The sequence below is a fragment of the Amycolatopsis sp. NPDC003676 genome (assembly GCF_053587275.1).
Genome location: NZ_JBSFNS010000153.1, coordinates 1 through 15535 on the forward strand (window position 1 = coordinate 1; position 15535 = coordinate 15535).

16 protein-coding genes and 1 pseudogene are annotated in these 15535 nt (G+C 67.7%); 7 read left to right on the plus strand and 10 right to left on the minus strand.

Annotated elements, in window-relative coordinates; genetic code table 11:
• Window positions 1-302 precede the first annotated feature (302 nt).
• Window positions 303-1508 carry a glycosyl hydrolase family 8 gene (locus ACWDNU_RS41610; RefSeq protein WP_449672893.1) on the plus strand — a complete coding sequence of 402 codons (1206 nt, stop codon included), beginning with the start codon at window positions 303-305 and terminating at the stop codon, window positions 1506-1508.
• A gap of 21 nt (window positions 1509-1529) precedes the next feature.
• Here ACWDNU_RS41610 and ACWDNU_RS41615 read toward each other — a convergent pair whose 3' ends face one another.
• From ACWDNU_RS41615 to ACWDNU_RS41630, 4 genes are all read right to left on the minus strand, one after another.
• Window positions 1530-2066 (minus strand): M15 family metallopeptidase, encoded by a 537-nt coding sequence (locus ACWDNU_RS41615; protein WP_370934172.1) that lies wholly within the window; start codon window positions 2064-2066, stop codon window positions 1530-1532.
• An 84-nt stretch (window positions 2067-2150) separates the two neighbouring features.
• Window positions 2151-2948 (minus strand): family 1 encapsulin nanocompartment shell protein, encoded by a 798-nt coding sequence (locus ACWDNU_RS41620; protein WP_344279959.1) that lies wholly within the window; start codon window positions 2946-2948, stop codon window positions 2151-2153.
• The gene (locus ACWDNU_RS41625) at window positions 2945-3976 is read right to left on the minus strand and encodes a Dyp-type peroxidase (protein WP_449672894.1); all 1032 of its coding nucleotides are present in this window, start codon (window positions 3974-3976) and stop codon (window positions 2945-2947) included. Before ACWDNU_RS41625 ends, ACWDNU_RS41620 begins: the two co-directional genes overlap by 4 nt.
• A gap of 93 nt (window positions 3977-4069) precedes the next feature.
• Window positions 4070-4684, minus strand: a complete 615-nt coding sequence (locus tag ACWDNU_RS41630) for a TetR/AcrR family transcriptional regulator (RefSeq protein ID WP_449672895.1) — start codon at window positions 4682-4684, stop codon at window positions 4070-4072.
• A gap of 78 nt (window positions 4685-4762) precedes the next feature.
• On the opposite strand from ACWDNU_RS41630, the gene ACWDNU_RS41635 reads away from it, so the two are divergent.
• Genes ACWDNU_RS41635 through ACWDNU_RS41645 form a run of 3 tightly spaced genes read left to right on the plus strand, consistent with a single transcriptional unit; the run spans window position 4763 to window position 8328 of the window.
• Window positions 4763-5611, plus strand: coding sequence for an SDR family NAD(P)-dependent oxidoreductase (locus ACWDNU_RS41635; protein ID WP_350564230.1), 849 nt, complete (start codon window positions 4763-4765; stop codon window positions 5609-5611).
• A 40-nt stretch (window positions 5612-5651) separates the two neighbouring features.
• Complete coding sequence (locus tag ACWDNU_RS41640; RefSeq protein WP_449672896.1) at window positions 5652-6773, plus strand: DUF5938 domain-containing protein; 1122 nt, start codon at window positions 5652-5654, stop codon at window positions 6771-6773.
• 16 nt (window positions 6774-6789) lie between these two features.
• Entirely contained in the window at window positions 6790-8328 is a 1539-nt protein-coding gene (locus ACWDNU_RS41645) for an acyl-CoA synthetase (RefSeq protein ID WP_449672897.1), read from the plus strand.
• On the opposite strand, the gene ACWDNU_RS41650 is transcribed toward ACWDNU_RS41645, so the two are convergent.
• The 4 genes from ACWDNU_RS41650 to ACWDNU_RS41665 are packed head-to-tail and all read right to left on the minus strand — an operon-like array spanning window position 8325 to window position 10602.
• The gene (locus ACWDNU_RS41650) at window positions 8325-9062 is read right to left on the minus strand and encodes an SDR family oxidoreductase (protein WP_370934166.1); all 738 of its coding nucleotides are present in this window, start codon (window positions 9060-9062) and stop codon (window positions 8325-8327) included. The two genes, ACWDNU_RS41645 and ACWDNU_RS41650, sit on opposite strands and share 4 nt — an antisense overlap.
• 9 nt (window positions 9063-9071) lie before the next feature.
• On the minus strand, window positions 9072-9437 hold the full coding sequence (locus ACWDNU_RS41655) for a DUF1707 SHOCT-like domain-containing protein (RefSeq protein ID WP_449672898.1): 366 nt from the start codon (window positions 9435-9437) through the stop codon (window positions 9072-9074).
• Window positions 9434-10003: a phosphatase PAP2 family protein gene (locus tag ACWDNU_RS41660; protein ID WP_370934164.1), complete on the minus strand. Its 570-nt coding sequence runs from the start codon at window positions 10001-10003 to the stop codon at window positions 9434-9436. Before ACWDNU_RS41660 ends, ACWDNU_RS41655 begins: the two co-directional genes overlap by 4 nt.
• A complete protein-coding gene (locus ACWDNU_RS41665) occupies window positions 10000-10602 on the minus strand; it encodes a DedA family protein (protein ID WP_370934163.1) in 603 nt (200 codons plus the stop codon). Before ACWDNU_RS41665 ends, ACWDNU_RS41660 begins: the two co-directional genes overlap by 4 nt.
• 90 nt (window positions 10603-10692) lie before the next feature.
• Between ACWDNU_RS41665 and ACWDNU_RS41670 the strand changes: the two genes are divergently transcribed.
• The gene (locus ACWDNU_RS41670; protein WP_116203718.1) at window positions 10693-11070 is read left to right on the plus strand and encodes a BlaI/MecI/CopY family transcriptional regulator; all 378 of its coding nucleotides are present in this window, start codon (window positions 10693-10695) and stop codon (window positions 11068-11070) included.
• A 1-nt stretch (window position 11071) separates the two neighbouring features.
• Window positions 11072-12070, plus strand: a complete 999-nt coding sequence (locus ACWDNU_RS41675) for a M56 family metallopeptidase (protein ID WP_449672899.1) — start codon at window positions 11072-11074, stop codon at window positions 12068-12070.
• A 156-nt stretch (window positions 12071-12226) separates the two neighbouring features.
• On the opposite strand, the pseudogene ACWDNU_RS41680 reads toward ACWDNU_RS41675, so the two are convergent.
• Window positions 12227-12670 (minus strand): annotated as a pseudogene (locus ACWDNU_RS41680) (polysaccharide deacetylase family protein); the annotation flags it as partial.
• Window positions 12667-13677, minus strand: coding sequence for a glycosyltransferase (locus ACWDNU_RS41685; RefSeq protein WP_449672900.1), 1011 nt, complete (start codon window positions 13675-13677; stop codon window positions 12667-12669). The pseudogene ACWDNU_RS41680 and the gene ACWDNU_RS41685, both read right to left, overlap by 4 nt.
• A gap of 209 nt (window positions 13678-13886) precedes the next feature.
• On the opposite strand from ACWDNU_RS41685, the gene ACWDNU_RS41690 reads away from it, so the two are divergent.
• The gene (locus ACWDNU_RS41690; RefSeq protein WP_449672901.1) at window positions 13887-15362 is read left to right on the plus strand and encodes an LCP family protein; all 1476 of its coding nucleotides are present in this window, start codon (window positions 13887-13889) and stop codon (window positions 15360-15362) included.
• Window positions 15363-15535 lie beyond the last annotated feature (173 nt).

Genomic DNA, 15535 nt, shown 5'->3' on the forward strand with positions numbered 1-15535 from the left:
CCAGCCCGCGACGACGAACTCCCCGCCGTCGCCGCCTTGCGCTGGCGGTGGGTTGCCGACCAAGGCGGTCCGTTGCACCGTGGGGTTCCCCTCACGACGGCCAACCGGCCCGAAGCCTGCGAAGGGACCCACCAAACGTCAGCCGCGCCCCGGGAGGGTGTGAAGGTGCCTCACGGAAAGCTTCGGAACCGGTACACCTGAACCATCCGAGCCGGACATCTTGACACGATCACCCCACTGGCAGCAGGCTTTTCCCCAACGCCGCCTAGTTAGGAAAGTTTACTAACAAGGAGACCCCCGACATGCCCGCTTCCCGGAAGGTGGCGCTGTTCGCCGCCGCTTCCGTTTCGCTTACCGCTGCGTTGGCCGGTGCTGGGCCTGCGACCGCAGCCGCCGTGGCGCATCCGTTTCCCGCGCACGTCACCTATCAGACCGGTGTCCGGCCGTCGGTTAGTCAGGCCGAGCAGGACGCCGCGGTCAAGAAGCAGTACGACTCCTGGAAGAAAACTTACCTCCGCCAGGCTTGCGGCGGTTACCTCGTCTGGGCTACCGACGACGCGCCCAACAAGGGCACCGTTTCCGAGGCTCAGGGGTACGGGATGAACATCGTCCCGCTGATGGCCGGCTACGACGACCAGGCCAAGACGATCTTCGACGGGATGTGGAAGTTCGTCCAGGACCACCGGGACAGCAAAGGGCTCTTCCAGTGGGTGATCGACGGCAAGACCTGCAAGTACTCCGACGGCGGCACCCCTGACTCGGCCACCGACGGCGACCTCGACGTCGGGTACGGGCTGATTCTCGCGGACAAGCAGTGGGGCGGCTACAGCGCGGCCGCGAAGGACTGGCTGGCCAAGGTCTACCAGCACGACGTCGCATCGGACGGGCATCTCAAGATCGCCGACGACGCGGGCAACGACGACACCCGGCCGTCGGACTTCATGCTCGACCACTTGCGCGCGTTCGCGAAGTACGACACCGCGCATGACTGGAACAAGGTCGTCACCCGCACCGAACAGCTGATCACTCAGTTCACGGCCAAGTACTCGCCGAACGCGAATCTGTTGTCCGACTTCGTGGTCGGGGCGAACACCAGCAGTCCGAAGCCCGCGCCCGCAGACCATCTCGAGAATCAGCCGGACAACATCGTCGGGTACAACTCAGTTCGCGTGCCTTGGCACATGGGCACTGACGCATTGCTGTACGGCGGCAAGGTCGCGACCGACGTCGCCAAGAAGGAGTCGGCCAGCTACAAGAGCAAATCCGGCAGCAACCCGGCCAAGATCTATCCGCACACCAAATTGGACGGTACGCCGACCAAGACGAGTGACCAGTCCGAAGTGGCGGCGAACCCGGTGGGTGTCGCGGCGATGGTCGCCGGCGATCAGGCGTGGACGGATTCGCTGTGGAAGTACATGGCGGGCAACCCGTATGACGACACTTACTACGGCGAGACCATCAAGTTGCTGGTCTACCTGGTGATGTCCGGGAACTACTGGGCTCCGTGATCCAGGCCGCCCGTACGGACGCTAACCGGCGGCGTCCGTACGGGTGGGCGGGCACTTGCCGCCGGGAGTGGTGAGCAGCTCGAAGTGCCACATCTCGTTTGAGTACACCTGGCACAGTCCGTATTTCGCGCCATGCTGGATGAGCCAGTCGTCGGCGCGGGTGGGGGCGACGTCGACGGCCTTGCCGGACACGTGCGTCGATTGTTCCGGCGTGTTCACGTACTTCCGCGCTTTTTCCAGGCTGCCGTACTTTTCGATGCCCGCGTCGAGCAGCTTCTGCTGGTACTCCTTGGTTCGCCAGCCGGACGCGATGTGAATGTCCACTTTGCGCTGACGTGCGTCGGTTGCCGCGTCCTGCAACGCTTTCCGCAACGCCGGGTCGAGATTCCCGACGGCCGGGTAGTTCGTGTCGAACGGCGTGAGCGTGACACCTTCGGGAGCACCGCCCTGAGCCGGGTCGTGGTCGGGGTCGCCGTCGAGCACCGGGAGACCGGAGCATCCGGCGACGACTACCGCGGGCAGTACGAGCAGCACATTCTTGATCTTGTTCCGCAGCACGCCGCAACTATCGCGAGCGGGTATCCCCGGACGGTTCGGCGAATGTCCGCGCTGCGTAACAAGACCGCATGATCAGGTAACGGCTCAGGCGGTCAGCCCGATCCCCGCTTCGGCGGTGTTCACGAGGAAGGTCAGCGTCTCGTAGAAGTACAGCTCCACAGTGGACGCGTCGTGGCTGGAGTACCCAATGGACAGATCCTGTCCGAAGTGGAGTTCGTAGTCGCCGCCGCGCGTGGACAGGACACAGGCACCGCTGATGGCGGGCGTGCGGATGAGGTCGCCGTCCACGATCTGCTTCAGGTGTTCCAGCACCGGATAACCGTGGTTGGCCGCCTCGTACGCGGCGGTGAACTCGTCGTCGCTGAGCAGGACGGTGTACGGACCGGCGACGCCCGCGTCGCGCAGTTCGGCGATCGCGTCGCCGATGGCCTTCGGGTAGCCCGGGGCTTCCGGCGGCAGCGCGATCGGCGAGAGCGACGACGCCGGCCGGATGCCGGTGATGCCTGCCTCAGCGAAACCGTCGAGCACGATCCGGTCTTCGGCGTACGCGATCTGCTGCGCGGCGTCCTTCACCGGCTGCCAGTCGGCGTCTTTCGCGCCCCACTCGACCGAATCGACTTCCTCGCGCGACACCGTGAACGGCACCCGCAGCTCCACGATCCGTTGCGCGGTGCGCAGGCTCGTCGCGACGCCGTCGAACTTGTCGCCGACGCGTTCGCGGCGTCCGGTGCCGATCGCGGCGAGCGCAGGGTCTCCGGTGACGACGACGTCGACCACCCGGCGCGCGGCGGCGAACTCGGCGAAGGTGCGCTTCGCCTCTTCCTCCAGGTCCGCCCACGCGGCGGCGGAGATCGGGGCGAGTTCGCGGTGCAGGTTGTTCATGACCGAATGCTCCTTCGCAGGCTTCCGATGTTCAGCGACGTCCCGGCGGGCGTCGCGGCAGCCGGCGGTTCCGGCTCGGGCGGGGCGTCCGGCGGATCTTCCAGGAAGTCCGCTGTGGGCACGTAGAACAGCGCGCCCGTGTGCGGCGTGGAGAAGTCGAGAATCCGGTCGTAGTTGCCGGGCGGCGATCCGACGAACATGTTCTCCAGCATTTTCTCGATCACCGCGGGAGATTTGGTGTAGCCGATGAAGTACGTGCCGAACTCGTCGTGCCCGGGACGGCCGAACGGCATGTTGTCGCGCAGGATGTCGAGCTCGTTGCCCTCGTCGTCGGTGATCACGTTGAGCGCGATGTGCGAATCGGCGGGCTTTTCCTCGTCCGAAAGCTCCACATCGGACAGTTTGCGCCGTCCGATCACCAGCTCCTGCTGCTCGGTGCTGAGCGCGTTCCACGCCTGCATGTCGTGCAGGTACTTCTGCACGACCACGTAACTGCCCCGGTCGAACGGTTCGTCGTCGTCAACCAGCACGGCCTGATTGACGCCGTTGCCGGTCGGATTTTCGGTGCCGTCGACGAAGCCGAGCACGTCGCGCGCGTCGAAGTACCGGAAGCCCTGCACCTCGTCGAGCACCTTCACCGAGCCGCGCAGCCGGTCCATGATCAGCGATTCCAGCTCGAAGCAGAGGTCGAGCCGTTCGGCGCGGAGGTGGAACAGCAGGTCAGCCTCGGCGGTGAGGACGCTCGTGTGCTTCTCGCCGGAAAAGACCGGCAGCTCGTGCAGTTCCGCGGGTCGCGGGCCGCCGTAGATCCGGTCCCAGGCCGCGGACGAAATCCCGGCGACGCAGGTGAGCCCGGCACTGGCGTCGCGGAAGCCGACCGCGCGCTGCAACCCGGCCAGGTCGGCGAGGAGGTCTTTCGCGGTCTGCTCGGCGCCGGGGTCGACGCTGACCATCAGGAAGATCGCCGCCCTCGTCAACGGCGCGGAAACGGCCTGCGGCTCAGGCGGTTCAAGGTACCCCGCTTGCACTCGCGCACCCCTTCTCACCCGGTGACCGTCCGAGCGCATCCTAACCACGGACGGGCGCGCGCACCGGAGATCACCACTCGGGCGGGGTAACCGTCAGACGAAGTGCGTGAGCAGAGCCGCGACGTCGCCTTCCAACCGGTCCGCCGCCTCGTCCTGACCGGCGAGTTGCTGCAGGAGCGCCCGCTGGAACAGGCCGTCGAAGGCGGCGTACGCGACCTCCGGCGACACCCGAGCGGGCCGTTCGGTGAACTCGGCGTAGCGCCGCACGACGCGCCACACCATGTCCTGGCGCTGTTCGTCGATGTCGAGCACGTCGTCGCGGAACGACTCCTCGAACAGGCTCTGGTTGCGCAGGTCGTACCAGAGGCGGTGCATCGCCGCGTCGGTCCGCAGCGTGCCGGCCATGGCCGCGCCGAAGCCGTATTTCAGCTCGTCAGCCGAGCCCGCCGCGGCCACGACGTCGTCGTAGCGGGTCACGCAGACCTCTTCGAACTTGCGGACCGCGTAGGTGAGCAGCTCGACCTTGTCGGCGAAGTAGTAATGCAGGACGCCGTGCGAGAAGTCGGATTTCTGGGCGATTTCGCGCAGGCTCGTGCGGGCATAGCCCAGCTCGGCCAGCGCCTGCAGCGCGGACTCGGCCAGCTGCTCCCGGCGCTGGGCGAACTTGTCCACGGCGCGGCGGGAGATGCGCTCCTTCGCCTGTGTCACACCCGGCAGTCTAGCGCGACGGCGTTTCTTGACGAGTGTCCAAGAAAATCTTGACGACTGTCCAAAATTGGCTACGGTGTGACCTACACCGCACCGGCGGCACGTCTCAAGGAGGAGATGTCGATGGGTTCCTACGACCTGACTGGGCGCACCGCGCTGGTCACAGGCGGCGCGCAGGGCCTCGGCCAGGGCATGGCCGAGGCGCTCGCGAAGGCAGGCGCGGCGGTGGTCATCGGCGACGTCCAGGAGGACCTCGGCCGCCAGACCGCCGACGCGATCAAGCAGAGCGGGGCCAGCAGCGGCTTCGTCCGGCTGGACGTGACCGACGACGACAACTGGGCGCAGGCGGTCGAGGCGGTGGTCGGCGAGCACGGCGGGCTCGACATCGTCGTGAACAACGCGGGCGTGGAGATCACCGGTCTCGTCGCCGACCTCAACCCGGCCGACGTGCGGAAGATGCTCGAGGTCAACGTGCTCGGCACCTCGCTCGGCGTGAAGCACGCGTTCCGCGCCATGCGTCCGGGCGGCGCGGCCGGACGCGGCGGCGCGGTCGTGAACATCGCCTCGGTGGCCGCGACCATCGCCTTCCCTGGCATCGCGGGCTATTCGGCGACGAAATCGGCGGTCGACCGGCTCACCCGGGTCGCTGCGATGGAGTCCGGGAAGCTCGGCTACGGGGTGCGGGTGAACTGCGTGTACCCCGGCCTGGTCCCGACGCAGATGGGCAACCAGCTCGCGATGGACGTGGTCGACGTCGGGCTGTTCCCGAGCGTCGAGGAGGCGATCGGCGCGGTCGTCGCGCAGACCCCGGCCGGCCGGCTCGGCGAGGTCGCCGACATGGCCGACGCGGTGGTGTTCCTCGCCTCGGACGCCGCCCGCTTCATCACCGGCGCCGGCCTCCCGGTCGACGGCGGCATGGGCATGTGAACCCCTTCCAGCGCTCCGGCACTCCAAGAAAGGAAAACCAGTGACCAAGCCCGTCGTCGTTTACGGAGCCTCCGGCTACACCGGCCGCCTGATCTGCGAATACCTCCGCGAGTACAACGTGCCCTTCACCGCGGCCGGCCGGGACAAGGCCCGGGTCCAGGCCGCGCTCGACCACATTCCCGGCCTCGACACCGTGGACCACGAGGTCGTCGAGGTATCCCACGAAACCGGTCCGCTCACCGAGCTTTTCCGCGACGCGTCGGTCGTCTGCAACACCGTCGGCCCGTTCAGCGAATACGGCCACGAGGTCGTCCAGGCCTGTCTCGAAGCCGGAACGCACTACCTCGACACCACCGGCGAGCAGGACTGGCTGATCTCCGCCGAAGAGCGTTACGGCGCGGACATGGCCGCCAAGGGCCTGCTGCTCTCCCCCGGCATCGCGCAGATGTACACCACCGGCGAGATCGCGGCGAACCTCTGCCTGGAGACGCCCGGACTGGACACTTTGGACATCCTGGTGTTCTGGAAGGGTTACCCCACAGTCGCTTCCACGCAGACCATCCTCGTGAACGCCGCGCTGTCCGCCGCGTATTACCTGGAGCAAAACGAATACGCGCCCTGGCCGGCCGACGGCGGGCTCCAGGATGTTGCCGTGCCGGGACATCACGAGATCGGGCTCGCGCTGCCGTGGGGCGGGACGTCGCATCCGGTGTGGTTCAAGAACGATCCGCGCGTAGCCAACGTGAAAGCCGTCGGCGGCGTGTTCGACCGGGCGCTGATGCAGGGCGTGCCGCAGATCGTGGCGGCCGTACTGGAACAGGTGAAAGACCTGCCGCTGGAAGAAAAACTCAAGGTGCTGCACGAGCAGGCGGCCGCGGTCCGGGACGAAATGCCGCCGAGGGAAAACCAGCGGATCAACACGTCGCTGGACTCGGTGCACGCGTCCGGTCCGCTCGGCCGCGCGCACTGCGTGATCCACGGGACCTGCAACTACAAGCAGACCGGGCTGATGCAGGCGTACGCGGCGTATTCGCTGCTGCAGCAACCACCGCGGCGGGCCGGGTTCGCGTCGGCGTGCCAGGCGTTCGGGCACCGCGAACTGCTCGGCGTGCTGCGGTCATTCGGGCTGGTCTCGAATCCGGTTCTGACGGTGCAGTCCTGAGACTGGGAGACGAGCGGTGCGACTGACCGATTACCTCGACAAAGGCGCCTCGCTGGGCCCGTCGGCCCCGTGCTTGACCACGGACGGCGGATCGCTCAGCTACGGCGAGGTCCAGCAGCTGTCCTGGCGGGTCGCCCGGGCGCTCGCGCGTTCCGGCGTGCGGCCGGGCGACAAGGTGGCGATCCTCTCCGCGAACGACCCGGTGTCGTTCGGGTGCGTCTTCGGCATCAGCCGGGCAGGGGCGGTCTGGTGCCCGGTCAACCCGCGCAACGAGGCGGCGGAGAACCGGGAACTGCTGGACCTGTTCGACTGCGCGTGCCTGCTCGTGCAGGAGTCGTTCGCACCGCTCGTCTCCCGCATCGCCGATCAGCTGCCGAAGCTGACCACGGTGGTGTGCCTAGACGGCTCGTTCCCCGGCGCACTCCCGCTGTCGGAATGGCTCGACGGGCTTCCGGACACGCCGTGGCAGTCCGAGCCGCCGGACGACACGGCGATGCTCGTCGGCACCGGCGGCACCACCGGACGGCCGAAAGGCGTGGTGCTGACCGGGCACAACGTCGAAACCATGTCGGCGCTGACGTTGATGAGCTACCCGTTCCAGCCGCGTCCGCGCTACCTCGCGCTGGCCCCGCTCACGCACGCCGCCGGGGTGCTGTGCTTCCCGGTGCTGGCTCTCGGCGGCGAGATCGTGGTGATGCCGTCGCCGGACCTCGGCCGGTTCCTCGACCTGATCGAACGGCACCGGATTACCCACACTTTTCTGCCGCCCACGTTGATTTATCTGCTGCTGGACCATCCCGCACTGTCCACAACGGACTTCAGCTCACTGGAATGCCTGTGGTACGGGGCCGCGCCGATGTCCGCTGCCCGGTTGGAGGAGGCGATCACCCGGATCGGCCCGGTGCTCGGACAGCTGTTCGGGCAAAGCGAGGCCCCGATGATGATCTCCACGCTGGCCCCCGCCGACCACTTCCATCCGGACGGTTCTCTGGCGCGCGAACGTTTCACCTCGGCGGGCCGTCCGACGCCACTGACGCAGGTGGCGATCATGGCCGCCGACGGGACTCTGCTGCCGCGCGGCGAACGCGGCGAAATCGTCGTGCGCGGGCCACTCGTGATGCCTGGCTACTACCGGAATCCGGAGGCGACCGCCGACGTCAGCAAGCACGGCTGGCACCACACCGGCGACATCGGCTACCTCGACGAGGAGAACTTCCTGTACGTCGTGGACCGGGCGAAGGACATGATCATCACCGGCGGATTCAACGTCTACTCGGCCGAGGTGGAGCAGGCGCTGATGACGCATCCGGCCGTGCAGGACTGCGCAGTGGTCGGGCTGCCGCACGAAAAGTGGGGCGAGCAGGTGACCGCGGTCGTCCAGCTGCACCAAGGACGGACCGCCGCCGCGGACGAGCTGCGGGCCACCGTGAAGGAACTGCTCGGCAGCGTGAAGACCCCGAAGGAAGTCCTGCTCTGGCCGGACCTGCCGCGATCAAAGGTCGGGAAGGTGCTGAAGACCGACGTCCGGACGCAGCTGCTGGCCGAGCGCGGTTAGAACTGGCCGCCGCCAGCGTGCACCGTCTGGCCAGTGACCCAGCGAGCCTGGTCCGACGCCAGAAAACCCACGATGTCCGCGATGTCGCCAGGCTCGGCGATCCGTCCAAGAGGAGTCTGCTTCGCGCTGTACTCGACCACGCCCGGCGGGCCATCAGCGAGGAGCGCTTCGGTGCGGACCGCGCCCGGAAGCACGCTGTTCACCGTCACGCCGCGCGGGCCGAGTTCCTTCGCCAGCACCCGCACGAACTGGTCTCCGGCGGCCTTCGCGGCACCGTAGATCCCGGTGCCGGGCCGGGCCGTCGGGACCACTCCGCTCGACACCACGACGATCCGGCCGCCGTCGCGCACGCGCCGGGCCGCTTCGCGCAAGGCGACGAAGGTCGGCCGCAGATTAGTAGAGAAGATCAGGTCGTAGATCTCGTCGGAGGCCTCCGCGAGCGGCACGAACCGGGCGATCCCGACGTTGGCGACGACCACGTCGAGACCGCCGAATTCCTCTTCCGTGCGGTCGAAAAGACCGCGCAGCTCAGCGTCGTCGGTTACGTCCGCACGCAGCGCGGTCGCCTGCCCGCCGTCCGCGCGGATCTTCGCGACGACGGCGGCGGCCGCCTCCTGGCCGGCGCGGTAGTTGACCGCGACGGAAAACCCGTCCGCACCCAGCCGTTCCGCGATCGCTCTGCCGATTCCGCGCGAGCTTCCAGTGACTAAGGCGACGCCCGATTCCCTCTGCACCCCGCCAGTCTAGTGGTGCTCGAAGTGATGCCCTTCGCCGGCGAAACCGTGCGCGGCAAGGAAAACCATCATCGCCACCGCGATCATCAGCAGCATCCCGACGGCCAGCTTCCGCCGCGCCGGCGCGCTGCCGAACTCCGTGACCAGCTGATGTCCGGCCAGCAGGAGCAACGGCTGCCAGTTCGCCCGTGCCGCGGGCTTCGGCAAATCCGCGACCACCGCGTCCAGTTCGTGCCGGTACTGCGCCGAATAGACGGTGGTAACTCGTTCTTCCACCTCGGCGAGGCTCAGCCGCCCCTCGCCCGCCGCGTCATTCAGGACTTTCGTCGTTTGCTCGCGTTCTGCGTCGGAGCAGCGGACAGGTCGATCGGTCATGCTTTCCTCCCGGATACGGCCGGAATCAGCCGAACCGCCACCTTGGCGAGCGGTTCGCGGACCACGAGCCCGAGCAGCGCGACCCCGGCGCCGACCACGAACCCCGCGAGCACGTCGTGCGGGTAATGCGCCCCGACGTACACCCGCGAAATCCCCATCAGCACCGCGAAAACGAGCGCCCAGACTCCCCATTTGCGGTTGACCAGCAGCACCGCCACCGCGAACGCCGCCACGATGACCGTGTGGTTGCTGGGAAACGCGTAGTCGGTCGGCGGATCGCACGGCAGCAGCGTGTGCACGCCCGCGACCACGCGACACGGCCGGACCTCGGCGAACACCGACTTCAGCACCGTGTCCACGGCGAGCGCCACCGCGATCGCGATCGGCACCCACGCCGCGGCCGCCAGCGCCGCCGCTCCCCTGGTACGCGCCCGCCAGAGCAGCGCGAGAATCACCGGCACGATCAGGAAAACTCCGTATTCGCTGAACGTCGTCGCGATTCCGGCCAGCCACTGCTGGGACCACGCGAAATCCGTGACGTCGCGATATAGCCCGGCATCGATCATCGCGCCGCGCTCCGGCGTGCGCGGACGAGTTCGATCAGCAGCGGACTCAGCGAAAGCAGCACCACCACGGCGATGATCGGCAGCAGGTACGTGTCGATGTTCGGCACCGACGCGCCCAGCGCGTACCCGGCGAGCGTCACCCCGACTGTCCACAGCAGACCGCCGAGCACCTGCCACATCGCGAACTTCGCGGCGGGCATCCCGGCGATGCCGACGAGCGGGTTCAGCACGGTCCGGACCACCGGGATGAACCGGGCCAGCACCACTGCCTTGCCGAGCCCGTACCGGGTGAGCAGCGCCGATCCGCGCGCGACGCCCTCATGCAGGTGCTTGCTGCGCACCCGGACGAGCAGTGCGCCGCCGCCGCGTCGGCCGAGAATGTAGCCAGCCTGCGCGCCGAGCAGTGCTCCGGCCGCCGCCGCGACGATGACCGCCGCGAGCGGCAGGTGCAGCTTCGACGAGGCCGCCAGCACCCCCGCGGTGAACAACAGCGAATCGCCCGGCAGGAAGAACCCCACGAGCAGTCCGGTCTCGGCGAACATCACCGCGAAGACGCCGAGCGGGCCGAACGCGGCCAGCAGCCACTTCGGGTCGAGCATGCCCACCTCCAACTACTACACAACTGTCGAAATTCTACATGAACGTAGTAGCGAGCCGAGCAGCTTCGACAAACAGGTAGAATTTGGGCCATGCGGAACGGACGGGGTGAGAGCGCCCGGCGGGCTCCCGGGGAGCTGGAGGCCGAGGTGCTCGCGGTGCTGTGGGAATCCGACGAGCCGATGTCGGCCGCCGGCGTGCAGGAGCGGATCGGCGGCGGGCTGGCCTACACCACCGTCGTCACGATCCTGTCCCGGCTGTTCGAGAAGGGCGTGGCGACCCGCGAGAAGCAGGGCCGCTCGTTCACCTACCGCGCCGCCGACGACGAACCCGGGCTTGCCGCCCGCCGGATGAGCAAAGTCCTCGACGCCGAAGCCGACCGGTCGAGCGTGCTGGCGAAATTCGTGTCGAACCTGTCCGCTTCGGACGAGCGCGTGCTGCGCGATCTTCTGCGCCAGAACGGCGGCTGACGTGAACCTCGACCTGCTCGCTCCGCTGCTGCTGCCGCTGGCCTCGTGGCCGGTGGCGCGCTGGGTCGCTCCCCGGCTGTCGCCGCGGCTGGGCAGCTGGCTACTCGCCGGGTCCGCGCTGGTGCTGGCCGTCGGAAGCACAGCGACGCTCGCGGTCCTCGCTGCGGCGGGTCTGGCGCAGCTGCCGTTCGTCGGTGAGCTGGGCGATTTCTCCGCCGTCGCGTTCCATGGGGCCGACGCGGTGAACCTGCCGCTGGCGATCGTCAGCGGGATCGCGCTCGTGGCCGCCGGAGTCGCGTTGACCCGCACGGCGATTCAGTACGTGCGCTGGCACCGGAGGGTGCACGCCGAACTGAACGCGCACACTCGCGAGGCTGGCTTCGTGCTGCTGCCGGGCGAGGAACCGGTCGCGTTCGCGGTGGCCGGAGGCGGCGGCCGGATCGCGGTGTCCAGCGGGATGCTGTCGGCGCTGGAACCGCGGGAACGCCGCGCGCTGCTCGCCCACGAACGCGCGCATTTGCGGCTGCGGCACCACGTTTTCGCCGCGATCGTCACGGTCGCCACCACGGTCAATCCGGTGCTGCGGCCGCTCGGTTCGGCGGCCCGGTTCGCATTGGAACGCTGGGCGGACGAAGCTGCCGCGGACCGGGTCGGCGACCGGAAGCTGGTGGCCACGGCGGTCGCGAAGGCCGCGCTGGCCAGTCGTTCTCAGCCTTCACTCGCGCTTGCCGCGACCGGTGGACCGGTGCCGCAGCGCGTGCGTGCGCTGCTGTCCGCCCCGTCGTCAGGCTCGCGGCGAAATCCACTCGCGGCGGTCGCCGTGGCGGTCGTGCTCGGCGCTTGCGCCTGGTCGACGGCTTGCACGCTCGACGCGGCCACCGATCTGCACACCGGCCTCGAGACCGCTCAGCAGGCCGCTTGCGTGGTCGCGCAAGGGACCCACGGCGAGCCCGCGCTCCCGGCATTCCGACACCAGCACCGGGACTGCGCCGAGCGCTGACCGCCAGGCTCCCGGCGCGGCGGCGACGTCGGAGTCGTGCAACAGAATCGTGCCGCCGCCGGTCAGCCTTCGGCACACAGTGCGCACGACCGAGCGCGGAGTGGCGCGATTGGTCCAGTCGAATCCCCAGGTACTCCACAAAACGGGCTGAAGGCCGAGAATTCGCGCCGAGACCAAGGAGCTCGCGCTGAACACTCCGTACGGCGCGCGCAGCCACTGCGGCCGGGTGCCGGTGACGAGTTCGATCACGTCGACGGTGTGGGTCAGCTCGTGGTGCAGGGCTTTCGGGGAGCGGCGCAGGAAGCAGCGGTGATCCCAGCCGTGCACTGCGATCTCGTGTCCTGCTGCGGCGATCTCCCGGCCGAGTTCCGGTGCAGCGGCCAACTCTCGGCCCAGCACGAAGAAGGTCGCGCGGACTTCCAGTTTCTCGAGGGTTCGGAGGAACTGCGGCGTGGACTCCGGGTTCGGGCCGTCGTCGAAGGTCAGCGCTACGTGGTTGGGGTCGCCGCGTCCAGCCAGGCGGGGCGGGCGCAGCTGCGGGACGAACAATGCCGCCGGTGCCGCGTGCGCGAGGGCCGCCGCGGCGAGTCCGCGGATCATCCGGCCGCCTTGACCGGCCGTCGCAGCAACCACTCCAGCGCTTCGGTCAGTTCGTTCGGCGAGTGGACCCACGGCACGATCCCGTCGTCGTGGAGCACCGCGGCGTTGGCGCGGCCGTGGCCGGGCAGGCAGCGGTAAGTCAGCACCGGCAGACCGGTCGCGAGTGCTTCCGACGTGGTCAGCCCGCCCGCGTTCTGCACTACGACGTCGCACGCGCGCATCAGCTCGGGCATCTTGTCGACCCAGCCGAAGACGTGCCGGTGTCCGGTTTTCCTCAGTTTTTCAGCCAGCGCTTCGTTGCGGCCGCAGACCACTACCGGCTCGACGAGTCCGGTTGCGAGAAGGTCGTCGGCGGTCTGTCCGATTTGGCCGACGCCCCAGGATCCGGCGACCACCAACGCGAGCGGACCGTCGTGCGGAAGGCCGAAGGCGAGCCGGAGCCGCAGCCGTTCGGTCATCCCCGCCGACGGCCGGAACGCGGGCGCGACCAGCGGGCGTGAGACGAGCGTGCGACCGGCTCCGAGCGCTTTGGCCTGGCGGGCGGCGGTTTCGTTGGGAGCGACGGTGAGCGTCGCGTCCGGACTGACGCACAGCCGGTGCACCGACGGGTCGGTGAGGTAGACGACCAGGGGCGCGGTCAGTTCGTTCGAGCGCCGCAGCCGGGCGACCGCGTGCGTGGCGAGCGGATAGGTCGAGACGACGACGTCGGTGCTGTCGCCGAGCAGTTCCCGCAGCCTCGGGGCGGCGAGCCCGGCGAACCGGCGGGCGGCTCCGGCCAGCGCGGGGGTGCCGAGGGCACCGAGCAGCCAGTCCCAGCTGCGCGGGACTGTGTTGAGCTGCTGGTGATAGGCGCCGCAGAGCAGTTCGCCGAGTCTTCCCGGGAGCAGGTCCAGGAAATCGGCGCGGACGACGTGCGCGCCGCGATCGGCGAACCACCGGTCCAGCTCTCTGGCGGCACCGTCGTGACCTGCCCCGATCCGGGCGGACACGATCACCACGCGGGCCATCCGGCACCCCTTTCGACTTCTACACGGCTGTAGTAAAACTACATCCCTGTAGAATGAGAGTCGAGGCCGGACTCCCGGTGGAGGTACACCCTCGGTCCGACATTCCGGGCGCCGTCTCCGCAATTTGGGGTAAGCGGTAACCCGTCCAGGTGAGACGCCCGCTACCGTGGGTCCTTCGACCACCGGACGTGGCAGGAAGAGGAACCCCGATGCGTCGTCGCAAGACCTCCAGCGCGATCCGCGTCGCCCAGGTGCTTCTGGCCGTGGTTTCACTGCTCGTCCTCGGCGGCACCGCCTTCGCGTGGTCGAAGCTGAACCAGATCACCGACGGCCTGACCAGGTCCGATGTGATCGGCGCCGGAGCCGGTTCGCCGATGGGCGAGCAGAACATCCTGATGGTCGGCCTGGACACGCGCACCGACGCGGAGGGCAATCCGCTGCCGGATGACGTGCTCGACCAACTGCACGCGGGCGGCGCCGAGGACGGCGGCGATACGACGGACACGATGATCGTCGTGCATATCCCCGCCGGGGGCGGGAACGCCACGGCGATTTCCATCCCGCGTGACTCTTATGTCCAGCTCGCCGGGAAGTTCGGGAAGCACAAGATCAATTCGGCTTATACGTATGGGCAGATTGCCCGCAAGAACGAGTTGAAGGCCGCCGGCGAGTCCGGGACGCAGCTGGAGACCGACTCGGCTCAGGCTGGAGCCAAGACTGCTATCGAGACTGTGCAGCAGCTGACCGGGTTGACCATCACGCACTACGCCGCCGTGAATCTGGCTGGGTTTTACTACGTCAGCCAGGCTGTTGGCGGGATCCCGGTTTGCCTTAAGGCTCCGGTTAAGGACAGTTACTCCGGGGCTAATTTTCCTGCCGGGCCGCAGAATGTCGCCGGGGCGCAGGCGTTGCAGTTCGTTCGGCAGCGGCATGGGTTGCCCAATGGGGACCTTGACCGGATCAAGCGGCAGCAGGTTTTCATGGCCAGCATGGCCAAGACTATTCTTTCGGCTGGGACGTTGACGGATCCGGGCAAGTTGGATGCGTTGATCGGGGCCGTCAAAAAGGCAGTCGTCGTTGATACCAACTGGGATTTGCTGGGGTTTGCTCAGCAGTTGCACGGGATGAGTGCCGGGAGTATCAACTTCGTCACTATTCCGGTGGTTAGTATTACGTTGAAGACGCCTAATGACGGTGATGCCGTGCAGGTTGATCCTCAGCAGGTGCAGAAGTTTGTTCGGGAGCAGACTGGTTCCGCTTCTGCGCCGTCTTCCTCGGCTGGCGCGCCGCCGTCTTCTCCGGCTGGGGATCCTGCGTTGGCTGCTTACGTGGTTGATGTGCGCAACTCGTCTGGGGTGGATGGGTTGGCTAACCGGGTTGCGGACAAGCTTGCTGCTGCTGGGTATTCACGGGGGTCCGTTTCCAATAGTGCTACTCGGCGGACGTCCACTGTTTACTATGGGCGGGGGCAGCGTAGTCAGGCTGAGGCTATCGGCGAGAAGCTTGGCGGGGTTGCGGTGGCTTCGGATAATTCTCTTGAGAAGGATCATTTCCGGGTTTATTTGGGGCAGAAGTATTCGGATGACTCTGGGGTGCATCCTGCGTCTGCTCCGGCGGTTTTGCAGGGTCCTCCGGCGGGGAGTGCGCCGGATATTACTGCTGATGGGGTTACTTGCGTTAACTGACTGCTCGTGCTTCGCACATCGCGTCCGTTGCTGGCGTGGGGCACCCCGAAGCCCGATTGTGATGACGGTCTGGGGTGGCTTGTCAAGGCATCTTTCCCGCCTTGATGCACGACGTGTTCCAGTTCCAAGCCTTCCACCTCGAAATCCTCCGCCTCGGGGACCTCGAAGCCGAC

Coding starts and splice junctions, on each gene's coding strand:
- ACWDNU_RS41610 (WP_449672893.1), top strand. CDS start 303: ATGCCCGCTTCCCGGAAGGTGGCGCTGTTCGCCGCCGCTTCCGTTTCG.
- ACWDNU_RS41620 (WP_344279959.1), bottom strand. CDS start 2,948: ATGAACAACCTGCACCGCGAACTCGCCCCGATCTCCGCCGCCGCGTGG.
- ACWDNU_RS41655 (WP_449672898.1), bottom strand. CDS start 9,437: ATGACCGATCGACCTGTCCGCTGCTCCGACGCAGAACGCGAGCAAACG.
- ACWDNU_RS41660 (WP_370934164.1), bottom strand. CDS start 10,003: ATGATCGATGCCGGGCTATATCGCGACGTCACGGATTTCGCGTGGTCC.
- ACWDNU_RS41665 (WP_370934163.1), bottom strand. CDS start 10,602: ATGCTCGACCCGAAGTGGCTGCTGGCCGCGTTCGGCCCGCTCGGCGTC.
- ACWDNU_RS41670 (WP_116203718.1), top strand. CDS start 10,693: ATGCGGAACGGACGGGGTGAGAGCGCCCGGCGGGCTCCCGGGGAGCTG.
- ACWDNU_RS41685 (WP_449672900.1), bottom strand. CDS start 13,677: ATGGCCCGCGTGGTGATCGTGTCCGCCCGGATCGGGGCAGGTCACGAC.
- ACWDNU_RS41690 (WP_449672901.1), top strand. CDS start 13,887: ATGCGTCGTCGCAAGACCTCCAGCGCGATCCGCGTCGCCCAGGTGCTT.